Here is a 19,992-nt window from a genome sequence, read left to right as displayed (position 1 = left end):
ATCGGCAAAATAATTTAGGGTGAGATAATGGATAAATTAGCAATTAGAAAATTATACGATACCTTATTGAATGAAATGGGCCCACAAGGTTGGTGGCCTGCTGAATCTAAGGTAGAAATCATCTTGGGGGCAATTCTTGTTCAAAATACCAACTGGCGTAACGTCGATAAGTCCCTAAATAATTTGAAATCAGCAACCGTCTTTTTGCCTGAAGAAATTTTAAGATTACCTGTAGCAAAATTGGAAGAATTGATTCGACCTAGTGGTTTCTACCGCAACAAGGCGCGTGCAATTCAAGCTAGTTTCCAATGGTTTGACCACCATAACTGGGATTATCAAGCTATACAGAATGAATACGGAAAACAGTTACGAAATGAACTCTTGAAATTGCCTGGTGTAGGGTTTGAAACATCTGATGTATTTCGCGTGTTTATATTTGACCAACCAGCCTTCATCGCTGATGCCTACGCTAGGCGATTATTCAGTTGGTTGACAGACAAATCCTATGCAACCTATCAAAGCCTTTATCAAGATATCGTCTTACCGGATGATTTCACTTATGAAGAAGCCCAGGAATTTCATGGCTTAATTGACGAATTTGGCAAACTATACCTGGCTAAAAATGGCCAAGTAAAAGAAAATTTTTTATCTGAGACGGCAATAGTAGAATTCTTAAGAATTACGTGAGAGTAAAACAGAATAATCTAGGAGTAATATCTATTATAGGTATCATCAATTAGAATTTCCTTTTTCTATATTTTCTAATAATAAATTTGCTAACTCCTGATCAATGAATAAATGATCTATCAAATTATTATTTAAAAGGACACTTATAGCTTTATATTTTTCGGTTCCTGAAGCGATGACGACTTTTTCCTTTATCTTAGGTAAGTCGGATATAGAAATACCAAGCATCCTGTCAGTGACTGTTGTTGAGATAGCGTTACCTTCTAAGTCAAAAAAACTACCGAGAATATCTCCGATTGCATCGCTATTTTCTAATTCCTTAGTCTCTTCATCAGAAAAATAGTTTAACTGTTTATATGTAGAAGAATTTAGCGGATTTCCTATGCCGATTACAGCAAGGTCGACTTGTAGTCCTTTTTGATAAATTTCTCGATATTGTTGAGAAGACTCAAACATTTCTTTCATTTTTTTATTTTCTGCAAATGCTGGGGCATAGAAATAAGCGACGTCGGCCTTATATTTTTCGGATAGTTTAAATGCTAAGTGATTAGCATGTAATTTAATATTGGTCATTCCTACTCCACCCATTAAAGGAACAATATTCAAATTATCACTAATCATATTATTAGCACTTTCTACGAAATGATATAAAGAACTCCCCCAACCGATTCCAATAGAATTAAGATTAAATAACCTAGATTCGATATAAGTTGAGCAAAGTGATCCAAGTTTAATTTTTGTTGCTTCTTCAGAACATGAAGTATCAGCTATGTGTGTGCTACTTATAGAATAATAGGTAGAGATCTTTTCTTGGTCAAAAGTTTGTTTCGACATAGGATGATTTATTGTTATGCTCACTACACCAGTATCTCTAGCTTCTTTCAATAGCTGAGATACAGTTGGTCTTGATAAATGCAATCTCTTACCAATTTGTATTTGAGTCAAATTATTTTCGTAATATAAAGTTGCAACTTGAACTAATAATTTTTCTCGATCATACATTTGAAAGAAACTCCTTTAAATTCTAACTTTCTTTTACATTTGATATTATTTTAACAAATGTAAAAGAATATTTGAATAATAAAATACAAGCGCTTACAATTAATCTATAGATAAATAATTCTGGAGGTTTTTAAATGAAAGTTAATACTAATAAAATGTTTAAGGTTGCTCAGCAGCAAAATTTTGCTATACCTGCTACTAACTTTATAGATCTTGAATCTGCACGCGCTTATACTGAAGTAGCTGAAGATAGGAATTTCCCTCTTATTTTAGCTTATGCTGAGTCTCATAAAGAAATTATTTCTTTAGAAGAAGCTGCAATTATAGGGAATTATTTTTCAGAAAAGATTAAAACACCTGTTGCATTACATTTGGATCATGGTAGTGATCCAGAATTTATTTTTAAAGCGATTAAATTAGGATTTAAGTCAGTAATGATTGATGCATCCGAGAAATCTTTTAAAGAAAATATTGCTATTACTAAAAAAATTGTAGATTTTGCTCATAAATATGATGTAACGGTAGAAGCAGAATTAGGTCATGTTGGTGCCAATGATTATTCAGAATCATCTGAAATTACGGATTCTGTATACACAGAAGTAAAAGATGTTGTGGAATTTGTGACAAAAACTAATATTGATTCGCTCGCTATCTCTATAGGAACAGCTCATGGAGTTTATAAGGGTATACCAAAAATCAATTTTGATAGATTGGTGGAAATAAATGAAAAAACTGATATTCCTTTAGTTCTACATGGAGGATCATCAACTGGGGATGAAAATTTACATCGATGTGCGGTAAATGGCATAAACAAAATAAATATCTATTCGGACTTTGTAAATGGAGCGTATAATACCATCCAAAACTCTGAAGTAATAGACTATATCGAGATGAAAAAATTAGCTACTGAATCAATGAAACAGACATTAAATCATTACTTTGATGTTTTTAATACGCAATCAATACTGTAGGAGGTTACGTTATAGTGAAATTACAAAATACATTTTTTATATTTAATCCTAAATCATATATGTATGGTGATAGTCTATTAGAATTAGCAAAAGTTGCAGATCAAGAGGCAGAAAAATATCCAGAAATTTCTATATTTGTAACTGCTCCATATGCAGATATTTCAACAATAGCAAATCAAACGAAAAATATAATTGTAACTGCACAACATATTGATGGCATTCAACCTGGAAGAGGTATGGGGGCCGTGTTACCAGCCTCAATTAAAAATATAGGAGCAACAGCAACATTTTTGAATCATGCAGAAAAAACTATGACGCTAAGTCAACTAACTCAAGCCATTTCATTAGCTAAAGAAAATGACTTAATGACCATTGTATGTGCGGATTCAATTGAAGAAGCAAAAGCAATAGCAGTTTTAAATCCTACTATAATCTTATGTGAACCAACGGAGCTTATTGGCACTGGTAAGACGAGTGACGAGGAATACATTCGTAGTACAAATGCAGCAATAAAAGAAATTAATAGTGATGTTTTAGTGATGCAAGCAGCTGGTATTAGTACACCTGATGATGTATATCGAACTATTTGTTTAGGAGCTGATGGTACTGGATGTACAAGTGGTATCGTCAAGGCAGATTCCCCTAAACAAATGTTGGTTGATATGATTCAGGCAGTTATTAAAGGAAATGATGAATGAAAATAGAGGAGAATAAATATGGCGATATTTAAAGAAACGTTACATTTATATTCTGATGAAGGTATCACTTCATATATTGATATAACTGAAAAAATAAAAGAAATTGTAAAGCGGAGTAACATTACCAATGGATTAGTATCCGTGATTAGTCCCCATACTACATGTGCAGTATTTTATGAAGAATTTAGTCATGATATTGACGAAAATGGATTAGATTTTTTACAACTTGATTTAAATAATGGTTTAGAAAAAATTTTTCCAAAACATACAAGTGCTTCTACATATAATTATCCAGGAGAGGAACATTATCGAGCCGTTGAATCATGGGGAAATATAGATGAGTATTTACCAAATGGGGACCGGAGATATTTATGGAATGGTGATGCGCATCTAAAGGCAACTCTAATTGGTTCTAGCGAAACCTTTGATATTACGAATGAAGAAATAACATTAGGAAGTACAGGTTATATATATTTTGTAGATTTTGATATCACTCGCCCAAGAGAAAGAAAATGTTTAATAACCGTATTTGGAGAGTAGTAAAAATGTCCCCTTAAGGGGACATTTTTTTGTGAAACGCTTACATTTTTTGATGATATACTGTATATACAAAGCAAAGTGAGGTGGGGAGATGAATAAAACAGACGAAAGAAAAGATGCTATTATTTTAATCCTTTCAAATAATACCGATTTTGTAACTGCAGGTGAGTTAGCAGAGTCTTTAGAAGTTTCAGAAAAAACAATATATAGAACAGTTAAAGAAATTAATAATGATGAAAAGATACCATTAGAAATCACTTCTGAAAAAGGAAAAGGCTACAAGATTACACACATCAATAAAATTTCTACCCCAGTTTCTGAGGTGAATGATATTGCAAATATGACTCCAGCACAGCGTAGAAACAATATAATGCAAGATTTATTAATATCTTCTCCAAATGAAAGAAAAATACCTGTTCTATATGAAGATTTCTTTATAAGTGATAATCTAATCAGATTAGATATAAAGCTAATGGAAAAAACTATAGCTCAAATGAATTTAAAATTAATTAGAGATGGGCAATTATTAAAAATAATTGGTAAAGAAAAAGATCTACGTAAAGCTATTGGTAAATTGTTTCAACAAAATCATTTATATGTCGAATCCTTAGAAAATAATATCGAGGATAATCTATTTGATTCAGATATTGCTACTTTTGTATTAAAACAAATTAATATTATTGAGAAGCGTTTAAATAGCATATTACCTTATCCATATAATATAAATATTTTTTCACATATTTATATATTAGTTAAACGATATCAGGCTACAGATGAAGTCAATTTTAGCTATGATATGGAAATCTCTAAAAGTGAAGAAGAAGAGATGGCCGAATATCGTTCAATTTACAATGTAGTTAGAGAGATTACTAGCAACTTAGAACGTTTTTTGAATAAAGAAATACCTAAAGAAGAGGAATACTTTTTATTTCAATACTTAATATCTTCCAGATTTCAAGGGGAGTTTGAAAAAGATCAATTAGCTGATAAGAAAGTTCTTCAAGTAGTTGATTACTATATTGAAAAAACAAGTCAATATTTGAATTTTAATATTGAAAGTAGCAAATTGAGAAATAATCTTTACCATCATGTTAAACCATTTTTGAATAGACTTAATAATGGATTTTATGTAAAGAATCCATTATTGGATCAAATAAAATATGAATATCAAATGATTTTTGATGCGGTACAAAACACCTCAGTTGAAATGTCTAAATTATTTAATTTATCAGAGATAAATGAAGATGAGATTGGTTTTATAGCTCTCTATTTTGCACAATATTTAGAGGAAAATCCTAAGTATATTGATGTTTTGATAGTGTGTACATCAGGAATAGGTACTTCAGAATTACTAAAATCAAAGATAAGTCAAAAATTTAAAAATATAAATATTGTGGATGTAATTTCTACTAAGCAATTATATGAGAATCCTGATACTTATCAAAATATTGATTTGATTATTAGTACTGTGAAATTCAAGGAGACGGTTAGAGTGCCTAATATTGTTATTAGTGCAATGCTAACATTTGATGATCAAGACAGAATTAATAGTATTATAGAGGATTTGGGTTATGAGTAATTATTTAGATTTTTATTATTACAAGTATGAAGGAGATAGTAATAAGAAGCTCTTTTTTGAAAAAATACTCAATCAACTAGGTAGCGATTATTTCTCCGATGACGTACTGTTACAACAAGAGCTGATTGAGAGGGAAGATGAAGGGTGCTCAATTATAGCTGATGGGTTAGCTATGCCACATATTGTTAGTACAAGTATTGTACGCAACGTTGTTGCGGTAGTTAGTATACCGAGAAGCTTCTCTGGATGGTTTCAAAAGATGTCTGTAGATACGGCAATTATCTTATTAGTAAAAGAAGATAATAAGGCTGATGAATTAGAAGAAATACAAAATATAATCAAAAAATTATCGATAGATAAGAATTGTGAATTCATAAGGGTAGCTAATGTGGAGGACATTGAAGAATTATTGATGTTTAGAAAATGAGGGTGTATGTTTATGTTTTTTGATGAAAAAGTTTTCGAATTAGATATCCAAGGTTTGGAATCAAGTAATGAAGTACTTCAGCATTTATCTGATAAATTAGAGAGTTTAGGAATTGTAAAAAATACATACAAGCAAGCTATTCTCAAAAGAGAAGAAGAATTCCCAACAGGTATCACATTTGGAAATTATGGGATCGCAATTCCTCATACAGATGCTGAGCATGTTATTAAACCACAAATTGGCGTAATGACTTTACACGAGCCAGTTGAATTTGTACAAATGGCATCTCAAGATACACTTGTAGAAGTTAATACCATATTTATTTTAGCTTTAAAAGAAGCGCATAGTCAGATAGATATTTTACAAAAATTAATGACATTGTTACAAAATACTGAGGTGATGGAAAAAATAAATCAGCTTAAGAATACAGACGAGGATAAGGAAATATTGAAAGAAATTCTTAATAAAGAAGTTAGTTACTAATAATTAATTGGGGAGGAATAAAAAATGTTAGAAATTATTCAAAATATAGTAAATACTGGTGCTTCAGTAGTCTTACCTGTAATACTTTTTATAATTGGACTTCTATTAGGTGCAAAACCGAGAAGAGCATTTACTGGTGCTATTACTGTTGGTATTGGATATATTGGTTTAAATTTGGTTTTAGGTATGTTAGGTGATGTACTAGCTCCTGCTACGCAGGCAATGGTGGAACGGTTTGATTTAAGTCTAACAACTATTGATATTGGTTGGCCTGCAGCGTCTGCCATTTCATATGGGACAATCCTAGGTACAATGGCAATCCCAATCGGTATTATAGTAAATATTGCATTGCTAATTTTTGGATTAACTAAAACATTAAATGTTGATGTTTGGAATCTATGGCATGGTGCTTTTGTAGGATCTTTAGTTTATGCAGTAACTGGTAATTTTACTTTAGGTATTTTTACTATTATTTCATATATGGTTCTAATCTACTTTATTGGAGACCTATCTCAACCATATGTTGAAAAAGAATTAGGACTACCTAATATTAGTTTTCCACATGGTACTTCTGCACCAGGTTTTCTGATTGCGTTACCATTAAATTGGATTTTTGATCGTATTCCAGGGTTTAATAAGCTTGAGGCTGATTCGGATGCTATTCAGAAAAAATTTGGTGTATTCGGTGAAACTACTGTAATGGGATTAATTATAGGTATTGTAATAGGATTATTGGCTAACTATACAATTGGAGACACTTTAAATGTTGGTATGACTACTGCAGCAGTAATGTACTTAATGCCAAAAATGGTTTCATTCCTAATGGAAGGGTTAACTCCAATTTCTGAAGCAGCGAATGAATTTGTTAAGAAACGTTTCCCAGATAGAGAATTAAATGTTGGTATGGACTCAGCATTAGCAGTAGGTAACCAAGCAGTTCTATCAAGTTCTTTAATTTTGGTACCAATTACATTGATTTTAGCTTTCATTTTACCAGGAAATAAAACAATGCCTTTAGGAGATATTGCTACAATTCCATATGCACTTGCCCTTATGGTCCCAGTATTTAGAGGTAATATCATTCGTTCTGTTGTTGGGGGAACAATATATATGGTTTCAATTCTTTATACAACATCATGGGTTGCACCATTAGTAACTAGGGCAGCTGCTTCAGCCAACTTTGATTTGGCAGGTAACACAAGTATTACAGCCTTGATTGAGGGTGGGTTATGGCCAACACTACTTTATGTATTAGGCGCTCAATATCTACCGTGGGTAATTACTAGTGTATTATTACTTATTAGTCTAGCAGGATTATATTACATAAATAAAGTTAAAGTTCAAAAAGCTGAACAATAAATAGGAGGATTTAAAAATGAAAAAATTACTTATTATGTGCGGGTCTGGAATTGCAACTTCAACATTAGTGACTGGAAAGGTAAATAATTGGTTAAAAGATAACGGGCTTGATAAAGATGTAACAATTACACAATCTAAAGTAGCTAGTGAAGTTGACCATATTGGTGATTATGATGCTGTTATCAGCACAACCTCAGTACCGGATTCTATTAAGGAACAAGTTATCAATGGAGTACCACTATTAACGGGTGTGGGTGCTGATGCGGTTTTTGAAGAGTTGAAGGACCAATTATCAAAATAATAAGCATTAAATGAATATAAAAATTAAAAACCTTAACTCTGTGTATTAACTTAATAGAGTTAAGGTTTTTGATTCAATATTTTTATAATTAAATACCCTATAATGTATATTTTCTATTCAAAATACATTTAAGAGTTTACATTTTCATTTTATTACCGTAAGATATCACCATAAACAGTCAAATAAAATCTTCAGGGCAGGGTGTAATTCCCGACCGGCGGTAAAGTCCGCGACCTCCTTTAGTTAGGGGCTGACTCGGTGTAATTCCGAGACCGACAGTAGAGTCTGGATGGAAGAAGAGTAGAAGCAAAATAAACGAATACTATAAAGTCTATAGTTTATTTGTGTGCCCTAGGAATCTAATTTCTAGGGCTTTTTTCGTCACTCTGACTAGATTTTTTGTTGTTTAGAGAAAGGATGAGTGAATGAAAGACTATATGCAAGAAGCACTTGACCTAGCCCAATTAGGCCAAGGTTGGACAAGGTCTAATCCCATGGTTGGTGCAGTTATTGTGAAAAATGATCAAGTCATTGGTCGAGGCTATCATAGGAAGTATGGTGGTTTACATGCGGAAAGAGAAGCATTAAAGGATGCTAGCGAAAAAGGGCATGATGTAAAAGGGGCAACCATGTATGTCATCCTTGAACCTTGTTGTCATTTCGGCAAGACGCCACCTTGTACCCATGCCCTAATAGAGGCGGGTATTGAAAAAGTGGTGGTTGCTACAACCGATCCAAATCCATTAGTTGCTGGAAAAGGCATCCAGGAACTAAGAAACCACCATATTGAAGTAGAAACGGGTCTATTAGCCAAAGAGAGTGAAGATCTTAACCGTAAATTCAATTACTTTATGACTCATCAACGCCCCTATGTCACCATGAAATATGCCATGACCCTAGATGGTCGAACGGCCGCCTATACTGGGGATTCCCAGTGGATAACGGACAAAATTGCACGAGAGCATGTGCATTACCAACGCCACAGTAACCAAGCCATTATGGTTGGCATAGGGACTGCGCTTTTGGATGATCCATCGTTAACTGTTCGAATTGACGACTTTGAGGGGATTAATCCTATCCGTATTGTTTGTGATACTAGCTTGAAGCTCCCCTTAACCAGCCAATTAGTGGCGACAGCGAAGGAAACGCCCACAATTATTGCGACAACTAATCAGAATCCACAAGATCACCAAGCCTATCAAGCAGCTGGCTGTCAGCTATTGGTTGTGAATGCGAAGAATGACAAGGTAGATTTAGTGGATTTAATCACACAACTAGGCCATCAAGGTATTCAAAGTATTTATGTTGAAGGTGGATCAAGACTAAATGCTTCACTACTTGAAGCTGGTTTAATCCAGGAAATCCACACGTATATTGGGCCCAAAGTCATTGGTGGTTTTGACCAGTATAGTCCTATCAGTGGTTTCGGTTTTCCACAGATGGACCAAGCGCTCACAAGTTATATCCAAGCAATCACGCCATTAGGTAAGGACCTTTTGATAGAAAGTAGGGTGGATTAAATGTTTACAGGAATTATCGAAGATATTGGCCGTATTGAAAGTATCGAGGCCATCAACAAACATGCAGGACTTCTTTTAACCATTGCCTCAAGAAAAATAGTATCCGATGTCAATCTAGGTGACTCTATTAGTGTGAACGGCATTTGTCTTACCGTGACGAATTTCACTGATACTAATTTCCAAGTTGAAGTGATGCCAGAAACGATTGCGAAAACGTCTTTAGAAGGAATTGCTAACAATAGCCGCGTGAATCTGGAACGGGCGATGAAGGCAAACGCGAGATTTGGTGGTCATATTGTAAGTGGCCATATTGATGGTATTGGTAAAATCACGGCAATAGAGGCGGATGGTATCGCTAATTGGTACACGGTTCAAACAAGTGAACCATTAATGCGCTATATCATCATGAAGGGGTCTATTGCTATTGATGGCACAAGTTTAACAGTTGCTGGCGTTGAAGGAGATACATTTAAAGTATCAATCATTCCTCACACGAGTGAACAAACAATTTTTTCATCCTATCAAGTAGGCACTATCGTGAATTTAGAAAATGATATTGTTGGTAAGTATATTGAGCAATTTACAGTGAAGGAGCGGGTATAGATGGATTTTTCAACAATCGAAGACGCATTAGCAGCTTTACAAGCTGGCCAAATTATCATGGTTTTGGATGATGAGAATAGAGAAAATGAAGGAGACTTAATTTGTGCAGCTGAGTTTGCAACAACAGCTAATATTAATTTTATGGCAACTCATGCTAAAGGTTTAATCTGCCAGCCAATGAGTCAGGAAGTAGCTAGTCGTTTGAATTTGTCGCCAATGGTAGATAATAATACAGACCCACATACAACCGCCTTTACGGTATCCATTGACCATAAAGAGACAAGCACAGGTGTATCCGCAGTTGAACGCGGGTTAACCATGCGTGAAGCAGCAAATCCGGCTAGTCAACCCAGTGATTTTAACCGTCCGGGACACGTTTTCCCATTGGTGGCGAAAGAAAATGGTGTCTTGGAACGGAACGGTCATACAGAAGCAACGGTTGATTTGATGAAATTAGCGGGACTGAATCCAGTGGGTGTTTGTGTAGAAATTATGCGCGAAGACGGTACGATGATGCGCCAAACCGAATTGCTTGAGCAAGCAGAGAAATGGCAGATGCCAGTTATCACCATTAAAGGCTTACAAGATCACCGGATGAAAACTGAGCGTCATACCCGCCATGTATCACAGGCCAAGATGCCGACAAAATTTGGTGAATTTACTATCCATACTTTTATCAACGAGGTAGATAATCAAGAACATGTAGCTTTGGTAAAAGGGGATGTTTCAGGTAAGGGACAGGTCCTAACGCGTTTGCATTCTGAATGTTTAACGGGAGATGTATTAGGGTCAAACCGGTGTGACTGCGGAGAACAATTACATGAAGCCCTGCGGAAGATCAATGAAGCTGGCCAAGGCGTTCTCTTATATTTAAGACAGGAAGGTCGCGGTATTGGCTTAATCAATAAAATAAAAGCCTACCAGTTACAAGAAGAAGGACTGGATACTGTAGAAGCCAACCATGCCCTAGGATTCCCAGATGATTTAAGGGAATACCATACGGCTGCACAAATGTTAGGGGAACTGGGTGTGACATCCATTGACCTTATGACCAACAACCCAGATAAAATCGCACAATTAGAAGCATCTGGTATCCAAGTAGCGAACCGTGTGAGTATTGAAATGGCCGCAAATCCGGATGATGAAAACTACTTAATCACTAAAAAAGTAAAAATGGGTCACTTATTAGACTTATAAAATATGGAGGATATTAGCATGAACATTATTCAAGGAAAATTGTTTAACGGAGAAGATATTAAAATTGGGATTGTCATTGCACGATTCAATGATTTTCTAACTAAAAGCTTACTAAGTGGTTGTGAAGATGGGCTTACACGTTCAGGTGTTTTGACAGAAAATATCGACGTTGCTTGGGTACCGGGGGCCTATGAAATCCCGCTTACGGCTGCAACTATGGCTGAAACAGGTAAATACGATGCGATCATTACCCTGGGTGCTGTGATTAGAGGGGCTACAAGTCACTTTGATGTGGTAGTCAATCAAGCATCAAGCGGGGTATCTCAAGTGGGTCTAACGCATAAATTACCTGTTATCTTTGGTGTTTTAACGGTCGAAAATATCGAACAAGCCATTGAGCGCTCTGGTACTAAAGCTGGTAACCTTGGTTTTACTTATGCAACGAATGCTATTGAAATGATTAATTTATTCAAGGAAATTAAACAACAATAGGTCATCAATCCATATGAAAACATCTCTAACAGTACAATACTAGCTTTAATTTTAAATCATGGTAAGATGGATGTTGGAACAATAAAGCGCATTCAATTATCATATCTTTCTGATGATTTGCGCAAAAAACTTAAGGAGACTTCATATGACGATTCAATTTAAACAAACATTAGCGCCAACCAAGGATAATTCTGGAAAACCTATCATCTTAAGTGACGCTACCTTCGCTCAACGTAAGGACAAAGTCCTTCAGTTAATGCGTAAATATGACTTCTCATCATTGATGATTTATGCAGATAAAGAACACGGTAGTAACTTTGAATATTTAACTGGTTTTATTCCACGATTTGAAGAAGCTATCCAGGTAATCAACCAAGACGGGACGTCGATACTGATTTTAGGTAATGAGAACTACAATAAAACCAGTATGGCACGTACACAAAGCGAAGGCGTTCTTTGTCCATTCTTTTCTTTGCCTAACCAACCTATGGATTTCACTAAAACTTTCGCTGACTATCTTAAAGACGTTAAAGTAGATGATTCCAAACGAATTGGTTTAGTAGACTGGAAGCTTTTATCTAATGATATGACTAACTTCCACAACCATCATTCAATACCAGCATTTATTGTAGATGGTATACAAGAAGTTTTCGGTTCTGACAAGGTAGTGAATGCAACCCAACTATACATGCATCCAAAAGAAGGTGCTCGAGTAACAAACAACGCAGAGGAAATCGCTCGTTATGAATACGGTGCTTCCCTTGCATCTGATGCTGTTCTTGAAGCAATGAACCAGCTAGTCGTTGGCCAAAGTGAGTTAGAAGCAGGTAATCACTTAAATCGCGATGGTCAATATCCTTCTGTTGTGACTATTGCAGCCTTTGGTGATCGCTTTAAAGGCGCTAATATTTATCCCACTGATAACACGTTAAATGATGGCGATAAAGTTGCATTAACTGTAGCCTATAAAGGTGGCTTGTCTAGTCGTTCTGGCTATGCAGTGAAAGATGAAAGTCAGCTCGCTGAACGTGATCCAGGATACTTAGAAGATGTCGTTTACCCCTATTTCCAAGCTTATAAGTGGTGGTTAGACAATTTAACTATCGGGAAAAAGGGTGGCGACTTCTACCAAGCATTCAGTGATTTTTATCCGCAAGCTACTTATGGCTGGAACTTGTGCCCAGGGCATTTAGTAGCTGACGAAGAATGGCTAAGCTCACCATTCTATCAAGACTCTGATGCAACAATTCAAAGTGGCTACATCTTCCAACTAGACTTTATACCTTCACAAGCAGACCACAATGGGGTTTCAGCTGAATCAACGATTGCAGTTGCAGACGCAGCACTACGCGAAGAGATTAAGGATAAACAACCAGAACTTTGGTCGAGAATCTCTAAGCGGAAGGATTATCTAAAAGAAGCATTAGGTTTAGCGTTACCAGAACATTTACTACCTTTAGCGAGTACCTTTGCCTACTATAGACCATTCTTATTAGACAAAAAAACTGCTATCTACTTTGGATAAAAAAATCCCCCTCAAGATTGGTTAACCGGACTTGAGGGGTTTTTGTCTATTTCTAAGTGAATAATGACGGACTATCCTAACGGAATCGCCATAAAGATGTTAATATATGTATAATATTATAAATAAATTGGAGGGTTATGCTCTTGGACGAACAGATTGAATTATTATTTACCATAGATGAAGGCTATTTGAATCCCTTAAAAGTGGCTTTAACATCGATTCGCCAGAATAATCCAGGCCAAGCCATCCGCATCTGGTTGATTCATGAATCAATTGCAACGCATACTATTCGCGAATTGCAGAAGCTAACGGATTATTTACAGTTTGGTTTTGAAGCGATTAAAATTGATGGTAGCCGATGGAATAGCGCTAAAACTGAAGATAGATACCCAAAAGAGATGTACTTCCGCCTACTTGCGGGTGAAATATTACCTAAAGAAATGAAACATGTGATTTATTTAGATCCAGATATTTTAGTGGTTAATCCTTTATTAGGGCTGTGGCAAACAGATTTAGATGGTCATATGCTAGCAGCCGCTACACATGTTGGGTTGACGGACGTTTCTACCCGAGTAAACCAAATGCGACTTGACGTTGACCATGCATACTATAATTCTGGTGTGATGGTGATTGATTTAGATAAGGCTAGAGAAATTGTCAAATGGTCAGATATTGCGCAAATGATTGAAAAATATAATCTATTACTATTCTTACCTGACCAAGATATTCTAAACCATTTGTATGGCAAATATACGAAGGAAATTCCCGAAGAAATTTGGAATTATGATACGCGTAAATATATGCGCTATTTTACCAAAAGTTTTACTCAGCATGATATTCACTGGGTGATGTCGCATACTGTCATCCTTCATTTCTGTGGAGGCCCCAAACCGTGGGACGATAAACATGACAACCGCTTTACCAGTCTTTATCTCAACTATCAAAACCAATTAAAGCGTATTGAAGATTTGATAAAGTAGATTGTAATAAGTGTTTTTCATTACCTATGGTGGTTAAATTCTTATTTACTATCGTCAAATCAGTCATAGACACTTTGAAATCTAATAAAAAATCCCTAGAAGTAAACATATACATGCATACTTCTAGGGATTCTTTTTTATAGGATAAATAATCCAATTAATCGACTGATTTTAATGCTTCTAGCATATCGACGTGTTGTAGACGTTTATAAATGATATAGGCTAGAACGGCTGTAATTGAACCAATAATAACAGCAGGTACGATAAAGCTTGTCGCTGTTAGTGCAGGGTTAAACATGACATCTGCAGGTGGAACGATTCGGATAATATATTGGTGGAGTATTTCACCAATACCAAAACCGACTAGTATACCTAGGATAGTTAAAATAATCGTTTCACGGTAGATATATAAGGTAACTTCATTATCAAAGAAACCAAGCACCTTGATAGTGGATAATTCACGCATCCGTTCAGAAACATTAATATTCGTTAGGTTATATAGGATAACAATACCTAGTAACCCAGCAACAATGATTAGAACTGTCATGATTTTATCCAATGAATGTACAATTGTATCGATTTGATTCATGAGGGTAGTGTTTTGTACTACACCGGAAATACCATCTAGTTCAATGAATTTTGCAGCTTGATTTTCTGTATTATGAATTGAATCATCTTTTAAGTTGACTAGATAAGCATTAGATTGGTAATCTTCACCGTAAATTGTTTCATACATTTTTGGACTAGCGAAAACAAAGTGACCAATATACATTTCCGTAATTCCTGATACTTTCATTTCACGGTCTTGATCGTTTGTATCTTGAAGTGTAATTGTATCGCCCACTTCAGCATCTAATAGGTTGGCTAGTCGTTCAGAAATCACTACGCCATCATCTGGTAAGTTGAGTTTTTCATCAGAACCACGTTCAGTTAATTGAATATAGTCTGAGAATGCATCTAGATTTTCTGGGGAAATTAAAGTGATATCTTGTGTATCGTTTTGTCTTCCACCAACAGTTGTTAACTCTTGATATGCTACTTCACCGAATTGATCAATGTCTTGAGAAGATAAAGCATCCTTAATCTCATCATTTTGTTGGTCTGAGACATAGTCATTTTCCGCTACAATCATATCGTAATGGATTAATTCCCCAAATTGACGTTGGTTAATTTCACCAATTGATGATTGTACGCTAAGCCCTGAGAATAGTAAGGCCGTAGCACCAGCAACACCAAAGATTGTCATGAGCATCCGTTGTTTATAACGGAAGATATTTCTTGCTGTTACTTTGTGGGTGAAGGACATCCGGTTCCAAATTGGTGTAATTCGTTCTAATAAAATCTTAGATCCAGCGCTAGGTGCTTTAGGTAAAAGCAGTTGCGCAGGTTGTTCTTGTAATTCTCTCTTCGCTACTATGTAGGCTGGTAGAACAGCTGCTAATAAGGCTAAAAGAATGGCAACCAATGAAATTGCCCAGTGGAAGTGTAATTCAATGGCTGGCAAGGTATAGCTTTCACGATAAGCATTGTAAACAATATAAGGAAGTAGGGTATGACCCAAGATAATCCCTAAAATAGTACCAGATAAGCTGGCGGTTAAACCGTAGAAAGTAAATTTCTTAATAACGTCTTGGTCATCATAACCTAGGGCTTTCAGAGTACCTGATTTAGTCCGTTCTTCGTCTACAAAGCGTGTCATGGTAGTAAAGGTAACGAGTGCAGCAACGAAGTATAAGAAGATTGGGAAGATATTTGCTAGGGAATCTACAATATTTGAAATGGTACTGTAGATCTTATACCCATCGCTACCTGGAATCTCCCGACGACTATTTACGGAATAGGTTGGTAGGGATAAATTATCCACCATTTCTTGTGCTTTTGCTAGTTCATCTTCTTTATCTGCTATCTCATCTTCAGCATCCGCTTTAGTTTTAGCGAATTCAGCGGCTTTATCTTCGTATTCTGCCTGACCCTCAGCAAGACTTTCTTTGGCATCTGCAATTTGGGCTTCAGCATCCGCAGATTCAGTTGCTAATTGGTCTTTTGCTTGGGCTAATTCCACTTCTTTATCTGCTAATTCTGCTTTTGCGGCAGCTAACTTATCTACATTTGCTTGGTATTCTGCTGATTTCTTATCTAAGGTTTCTACACCATCACTCCATTGTGCTAGACCCTCATAGTAAGTATTTAAACCGTCATTATAAGATTGGATACCAGCATTGTATTTGGATAAGCCATCTTGGTATGCAGCTTCTTTTTCTTGTAAAAGGGCTTCATTCTCACTTAAGCTAGCAGTTGCTGCTTCAATTTGAGCCTTACCATCATCAATTTTGGCTTGATTGCTAGATAATGCTGCGTTACCATCACTTAATTGTTTGTTAGCAGTATCTAATTGTGCTTTAGCACTATTTAATTGTTCTTGGCCAGCATTTAGTTGACTTTTAGCACTTGCTAATGCTGATTTTTGTTGGTCTAACTCAGTTTGGCTAGTCTCTATTTTTGCCATTCCAGGAGTGTATGTTGAATTCATGAAGGATTCATATTCACTCTGGCTAGCAGCTAACTTTTCTTCTAGGTCAGCAATTTGTGTTTGCAGCTCAGCAGTATCAGCTTCATTTAAATCGCCTGCATCTAATTTATTTTGTAGACTAGTGATTTGTTCGGTTAAAGCTTGAATACCTTTTTCGTAATTTGCTTTTCCATTTTCCAATTCTTGATTGTTTTGATCAAGTTGATTTTGTGCGTTTGCTACTTGACTGGCTTTTGCTTCATAGTCAGCTTGTTTTTCCTCAAAAGCATTTAAGTTTTCCGTGTATTGACTGTACTTATTATCATACTCAGCTTGTTTGCTATCGAGCGTTTCTTTGCCTTTGGCGATTTCTGCCTCGGCACTATTTATTTGGGCTTTCTTTTCAGCTAATTGACTATACCCATTAGCAATTGCTATTTGGCCTTGATCTAATTGACTTCTTGCGGTAGTTAACTGACTTTGACTATCATTTAACTGTTTTTTTGCCTGGTTTAATTTAGCTTTACCATCTTGAAGTTGGTTCCACTTTTCGTCCAATGTAGCTTGCCCATTCGCTAATTGTATTTTGGCAGCATCTAATTGTGCTTGACTGTCATCAATCATAGTTTGGGCATTTGCAATTTGATTGGCACCATCATTAATTTGTGCAGTGGCGTCAGCTACTTTAGTGTCTAATTGATTTTGTGCATCATCAATCTCAGCTTGACCATCGATTAATTGTTGTTTGGCATCATCTAGTTGTGCTTGTCCATCTGCTAATTTCTTCTTGGCATCATCAATTTGTTTTTGGCCATCATCAATTTCTGCTTGGTAATCATTTTTAATGGTTTTAAGTCGATTTTCTGGTTGGTTTGCTAAGGTCGTATCTAAGTCGTCTTTATGGTCTTGAAGACGGTCAGTATAAGTATCTGAATAAGGATCGATATGGATTAAATCATCGAATCTTAATCGAGCTAGCATGTAGACATCTGAGTCAAACGCAGATTCAGGTACAATCGCATAGCCTTTTAAGGAACCTGTTCCGGCTGTAGAAGCCCCTTGGTTTAGGTTAGATAAAATTTCCCCAGAATAAATAAAGCCTACAATTTCATAGGTGTTTTCTTTTAGTACAGTATTACCAGAGGCATCTGCCTGTTCTGACAGGTCAATTTTATCACCTATTTGATATTGATCATCAAAGCTGGCATCTATCGCTATTTCATTACTTGCTTTAGGTAATTGACCTTCCACTAATTCATAATCAGAGATATCTTCTCCCATTGAGAATACGCGAATAGCTGTATGGCTATCATCAATAGTGACATCCTTTAAATAGCCATATTCAATATCTGCCAAGCCTGAAGTGTTATCCAAAATGTCAATGTCATCCTCGTCAATCCCCATTGAACCAATGACTGTAATATCAGCGACATTCAAATCATCAAAGTAATGTTCACCAGTTATTCGCATATCTGGTCCAGTCACTTTTAAACCAATTAGGGCAAACGAACCAATCAGCATTAACCCCATGATAGAGAAAAATCTACCTTTGGATTTAGTAATTGATTTTCGAATATCCTTCCATAACATTTTCTTTTTCATGTTTATTTATCACCTACCATTCGATGTCTGCAATGTTTTCAGGTGAATCATTGATTTCAATAGATTCTACTGTTGCATTCCGCATATGAATGACCCGGTCGGCTATAGGGGCAATGGCTGCATTATGTGTCACAATGATAACAGTCGCACCATTTTTCCGGCTCATATCTTGTAAGATTTGTAGCACTTGTTTCCCGGTTTCAAAGTCTAAAGCACCTGTTGGTTCATCACATAATAAGATTTTTGGTTTTTTGGCAACGGCTCTAGCAATTGATACCCGTTGTTGTTCACCACCAGATAATTGGGCAGGGAAGTTGTTAATTCTATGTCCTAAACCTACACCCTCTAATACTTCGATAGGATCACTTGCATCTTTTACAATTTCAGAAGCTAATTCCACATTTTCCTTAGATGTTAGATTAGGGACTAAATTATAAAATTGGAAAACAAAGCCCACATCTTCCCGGCGATATTTGGTTAATTGTTTTTTGCTGTAAGTGGCGATATCATTACCGTCAATGATTACTTGTCCTTCATCATTGGTATCCATACCGCCAAGAATATTTAACATAGTCGATTTTCCGGCACCGGATGAACCTAAAATAATAGCTAGTTCGCCTTCCTCAACTGAAAAATTCACTTCATTATTTGCGGTAATCACATTTTCACCCATGTGATAATATTTAGAACTATTAATGACCTCTATATAACTCATTTTCATTTCCTTCCTTATAAATATAAATTAACATGTCCAAACTAATGAACAACGTGTTGATTTATTTACTTAGAGAGTATATGATTAATGTGCAAGAAAATCAATAAACAAAACTCAAAAAAGTGTTGATTTCTCAACGCTTTTAAGAAATCTGTCTATTTTAAGAAAGTAGGAGAATAGATGAATCGAAAGACGGAAACCAAGGAAAAAATAAAAGCAGCCTTTATCGAACTAGTGCACGAAAAGGGTTTTGAAGCGATGACAGTGAGTGATATCGCACGTCGTTGTGATATTAATCGTGGTACCTTTTATTTACATTATGTAGATAAGTATGACTTAATGAATAAACTGGAAGAAGAAGTGATGTATGATTTAGAGGCCATCATTTTAAAAGATCCGGATCAAGATCAAGTAGGAGAAGTCACACAATTGATTCCTTATGAAGAGATTTTAGAAGCTTTAGTCTATGTAAAAGCTGAATTTAAATTTGTAAAAGCGATTGCCAGCCCAGGTGGAGACCCCAATTTTATACAAACCCTAAAGTCGATTATCGGGCAACTTATTGATATCAAAATAAAACAATCCAATCGATTAAAATTTGAGAAAATAGATTTACCGGAAGACTATGCGATTGAAATTCTCTTATCATCCATAGTAGGCATTATTACCCTATGGATTAAAAAAGATGGCAAAGAATCACCAGAAGAAATTGCGCACATGATTACTAAAGCGAAACTATTATCGCCATATGAATTGTTATTATAGAGAAATATACCGGATAAAGAATTGAGCATCGTTTTTA

At 35.6% G+C, this 19,992-nt stretch carries 19 protein-coding genes and 1 riboswitch; of the genes, 16 read left to right on the top strand and 3 right to left on the bottom strand.

All coding sequences use genetic code 11. The features are described from left to right. The first annotated feature begins 27 nt into the window (after positions 1–27). Positions 28–687 carry an endonuclease III domain-containing protein gene (locus tag CJ191_RS00445; RefSeq protein ID WP_102198633.1) on the top strand — a complete coding sequence of 220 codons (660 nt, stop codon included), beginning with the start codon at positions 28–30 and terminating at the stop codon, positions 685–687. Positions 688–732: 45 nt separating this feature from the next. Here the strand turns inward: CJ191_RS00445 and CJ191_RS00440 are convergent, their stop codons facing one another. After that, positions 733–1,689 (bottom strand): sugar-binding transcriptional regulator, encoded by a 957-nt coding sequence (locus CJ191_RS00440; protein WP_102198632.1) that lies wholly within the window; start codon positions 1,687–1,689, stop codon positions 733–735. Positions 1,690–1,823: 134 nt separating this feature from the next. On the opposite strand from CJ191_RS00440, the gene CJ191_RS00435 reads away from it, so the two are divergent. The 14 genes from CJ191_RS00435 to CJ191_RS00370 all read left to right on the top strand — a co-directional run bounded on the left by CJ191_RS00435 (position 1,824) and on the right by CJ191_RS00370 (position 14,364). Continuing rightward, a complete protein-coding gene (locus CJ191_RS00435; RefSeq protein WP_102198631.1) occupies positions 1,824–2,660 on the top strand; it encodes a class II fructose-bisphosphate aldolase in 837 nt (278 codons plus the stop codon). An 11-nt stretch (positions 2,661–2,671) separates the two neighbouring features. Continuing rightward, positions 2,672–3,358 carry a triose-phosphate isomerase gene (locus CJ191_RS00430; protein ID WP_257994094.1) on the top strand — a complete coding sequence of 229 codons (687 nt, stop codon included), beginning with the start codon at positions 2,672–2,674 and terminating at the stop codon, positions 3,356–3,358. 18 nt (positions 3,359–3,376) lie between these two features. Further along, positions 3,377–3,898, top strand: coding sequence for a YjbQ family protein (locus CJ191_RS00425; protein ID WP_102198630.1), 522 nt, complete (start codon positions 3,377–3,379; stop codon positions 3,896–3,898). 91 nt (positions 3,899–3,989) lie between these two features. Then, complete coding sequence (locus tag CJ191_RS00420; RefSeq protein ID WP_102198629.1) at positions 3,990–5,477, top strand: BglG family transcription antiterminator; 1,488 nt, start codon at positions 3,990–3,992, stop codon at positions 5,475–5,477. Further along, positions 5,470–5,904: a PTS sugar transporter subunit IIA gene (locus tag CJ191_RS00415; RefSeq protein WP_102198628.1), complete on the top strand. Its 435-nt coding sequence runs from the start codon at positions 5,470–5,472 to the stop codon at positions 5,902–5,904. Before CJ191_RS00420 ends, CJ191_RS00415 begins: the two co-directional genes overlap by 8 nt. A gap of 12 nt (positions 5,905–5,916) precedes the next feature. Continuing rightward, entirely contained in the window at positions 5,917–6,387 is a 471-nt protein-coding gene (locus tag CJ191_RS00410; protein WP_180960905.1) for a PTS sugar transporter subunit IIA, read from the top strand. 24 nt (positions 6,388–6,411) lie between these two features. Then, positions 6,412–7,746, top strand: coding sequence for a PTS galactitol transporter subunit IIC (locus tag CJ191_RS00405; protein WP_102198626.1), 1,335 nt, complete (start codon positions 6,412–6,414; stop codon positions 7,744–7,746). A 16-nt stretch (positions 7,747–7,762) separates the two neighbouring features. Further along, the gene (locus CJ191_RS00400) at positions 7,763–8,047 is read left to right on the top strand and encodes a PTS sugar transporter subunit IIB (protein WP_102198625.1); all 285 of its coding nucleotides are present in this window, start codon (positions 7,763–7,765) and stop codon (positions 8,045–8,047) included. 183 nt (positions 8,048–8,230) lie between these two features. Then, positions 8,231–8,352, top strand: a riboswitch (FMN riboswitch). A 120-nt stretch (positions 8,353–8,472) separates the two neighbouring features. Next, positions 8,473–9,567 carry a bifunctional diaminohydroxyphosphoribosylaminopyrimidine deaminase/5-amino-6-(5-phosphoribosylamino)uracil reductase RibD gene (gene ribD, locus CJ191_RS00395; protein ID WP_102198624.1) on the top strand — a complete coding sequence of 365 codons (1,095 nt, stop codon included), beginning with the start codon at positions 8,473–8,475 and terminating at the stop codon, positions 9,565–9,567. Beyond that, entirely contained in the window at positions 9,568–10,170 is a 603-nt protein-coding gene (locus CJ191_RS00390; RefSeq protein ID WP_102198623.1) for a riboflavin synthase, read from the top strand. Then, positions 10,171–11,367 carry a bifunctional 3,4-dihydroxy-2-butanone-4-phosphate synthase/GTP cyclohydrolase II gene (locus tag CJ191_RS00385; protein WP_102198622.1) on the top strand — a complete coding sequence of 399 codons (1,197 nt, stop codon included), beginning with the start codon at positions 10,171–10,173 and terminating at the stop codon, positions 11,365–11,367. It begins immediately after the preceding gene. A gap of 18 nt (positions 11,368–11,385) precedes the next feature. Continuing rightward, the gene (ribH, locus tag CJ191_RS00380) at positions 11,386–11,859 is read left to right on the top strand and encodes a 6,7-dimethyl-8-ribityllumazine synthase (RefSeq protein ID WP_102198621.1); all 474 of its coding nucleotides are present in this window, start codon (positions 11,386–11,388) and stop codon (positions 11,857–11,859) included. 145 nt (positions 11,860–12,004) lie between these two features. Next, on the top strand, positions 12,005–13,384 hold the full coding sequence (locus CJ191_RS00375; protein ID WP_102198620.1) for a M24 family metallopeptidase: 1,380 nt from the start codon (positions 12,005–12,007) through the stop codon (positions 13,382–13,384). Between the two features lie 137 nt (positions 13,385–13,521). Beyond that, the gene (locus CJ191_RS00370; RefSeq protein ID WP_102198619.1) at positions 13,522–14,364 is read left to right on the top strand and encodes a glycosyltransferase family 8 protein; all 843 of its coding nucleotides are present in this window, start codon (positions 13,522–13,524) and stop codon (positions 14,362–14,364) included. Between the two features lie 157 nt (positions 14,365–14,521). On the opposite strand, the gene CJ191_RS00365 is transcribed toward CJ191_RS00370, so the two are convergent. After that, positions 14,522–18,475, bottom strand: coding sequence for an FtsX-like permease family protein (locus tag CJ191_RS00365; protein WP_102198618.1), 3,954 nt, complete (start codon positions 18,473–18,475; stop codon positions 14,522–14,524). A gap of 13 nt (positions 18,476–18,488) precedes the next feature. Beyond that, positions 18,489–19,190: an ABC transporter ATP-binding protein gene (locus CJ191_RS00360; protein WP_102198617.1), complete on the bottom strand. Its 702-nt coding sequence runs from the start codon at positions 19,188–19,190 to the stop codon at positions 18,489–18,491. A 180-nt stretch (positions 19,191–19,370) separates the two neighbouring features. On the opposite strand from CJ191_RS00360, the gene CJ191_RS00355 reads away from it, so the two are divergent. After that, entirely contained in the window at positions 19,371–19,955 is a 585-nt protein-coding gene (locus CJ191_RS00355) for a TetR/AcrR family transcriptional regulator (protein WP_102198616.1), read from the top strand. Positions 19,956–19,992 lie beyond the last annotated feature (37 nt).

The sequence above is a fragment of the Aerococcus viridans genome, assembly GCF_002871935.1.
In the GTDB taxonomy this organism is placed as follows: Bacteria; Bacillota; Bacilli; order Lactobacillales; family Aerococcaceae; genus Aerococcus; species Aerococcus viridans_B.
This window is presented reverse-complemented; position numbering and strand designations above follow the sequence as displayed.

Excerpts from the sequence above, each read along its gene's own strand:
- CJ191_RS00445 (WP_102198633.1), top strand. The coding sequence starts at position 28 with ATGGATAAATTAGCAATTAGAAAATTATACGATACCTTATTGAATGAA.
- CJ191_RS00440 (WP_102198632.1), bottom strand. The coding sequence starts at position 1,689 with ATGTATGATCGAGAAAAATTATTAGTTCAAGTTGCAACTTTATATTAC.
- CJ191_RS00435 (WP_102198631.1), top strand. The coding sequence starts at position 1,824 with ATGAAAGTTAATACTAATAAAATGTTTAAGGTTGCTCAGCAGCAAAAT.
- CJ191_RS00425 (WP_102198630.1), top strand. The coding sequence starts at position 3,377 with ATGGCGATATTTAAAGAAACGTTACATTTATATTCTGATGAAGGTATC.
- CJ191_RS00420 (WP_102198629.1), top strand. The coding sequence starts at position 3,990 with ATGAATAAAACAGACGAAAGAAAAGATGCTATTATTTTAATCCTTTCA.
- CJ191_RS00415 (WP_102198628.1), top strand. The coding sequence starts at position 5,470 with ATGAGTAATTATTTAGATTTTTATTATTACAAGTATGAAGGAGATAGT.
- CJ191_RS00410 (WP_180960905.1), top strand. The coding sequence starts at position 5,917 with ATGTTTTTTGATGAAAAAGTTTTCGAATTAGATATCCAAGGTTTGGAA.
- CJ191_RS00405 (WP_102198626.1), top strand. The coding sequence starts at position 6,412 with ATGTTAGAAATTATTCAAAATATAGTAAATACTGGTGCTTCAGTAGTC.
- CJ191_RS00400 (WP_102198625.1), top strand. The coding sequence starts at position 7,763 with ATGAAAAAATTACTTATTATGTGCGGGTCTGGAATTGCAACTTCAACA.
- ribD (WP_102198624.1), top strand. The coding sequence starts at position 8,473 with ATGAAAGACTATATGCAAGAAGCACTTGACCTAGCCCAATTAGGCCAA.
- CJ191_RS00390 (WP_102198623.1), top strand. The coding sequence starts at position 9,568 with ATGTTTACAGGAATTATCGAAGATATTGGCCGTATTGAAAGTATCGAG.
- CJ191_RS00385 (WP_102198622.1), top strand. The coding sequence starts at position 10,171 with ATGGATTTTTCAACAATCGAAGACGCATTAGCAGCTTTACAAGCTGGC.
- ribH (WP_102198621.1), top strand. The coding sequence starts at position 11,386 with ATGAACATTATTCAAGGAAAATTGTTTAACGGAGAAGATATTAAAATT.
- CJ191_RS00375 (WP_102198620.1), top strand. The coding sequence starts at position 12,005 with ATGACGATTCAATTTAAACAAACATTAGCGCCAACCAAGGATAATTCT.
- CJ191_RS00370 (WP_102198619.1), top strand. The coding sequence starts at position 13,522 with ATGCTCTTGGACGAACAGATTGAATTATTATTTACCATAGATGAAGGC.
- CJ191_RS00365 (WP_102198618.1), bottom strand. The coding sequence starts at position 18,475 with ATGAAAAAGAAAATGTTATGGAAGGATATTCGAAAATCAATTACTAAA.
- CJ191_RS00360 (WP_102198617.1), bottom strand. The coding sequence starts at position 19,190 with ATGAGTTATATAGAGGTCATTAATAGTTCTAAATATTATCACATGGGT.
- CJ191_RS00355 (WP_102198616.1), top strand. The coding sequence starts at position 19,371 with ATGAATCGAAAGACGGAAACCAAGGAAAAAATAAAAGCAGCCTTTATC.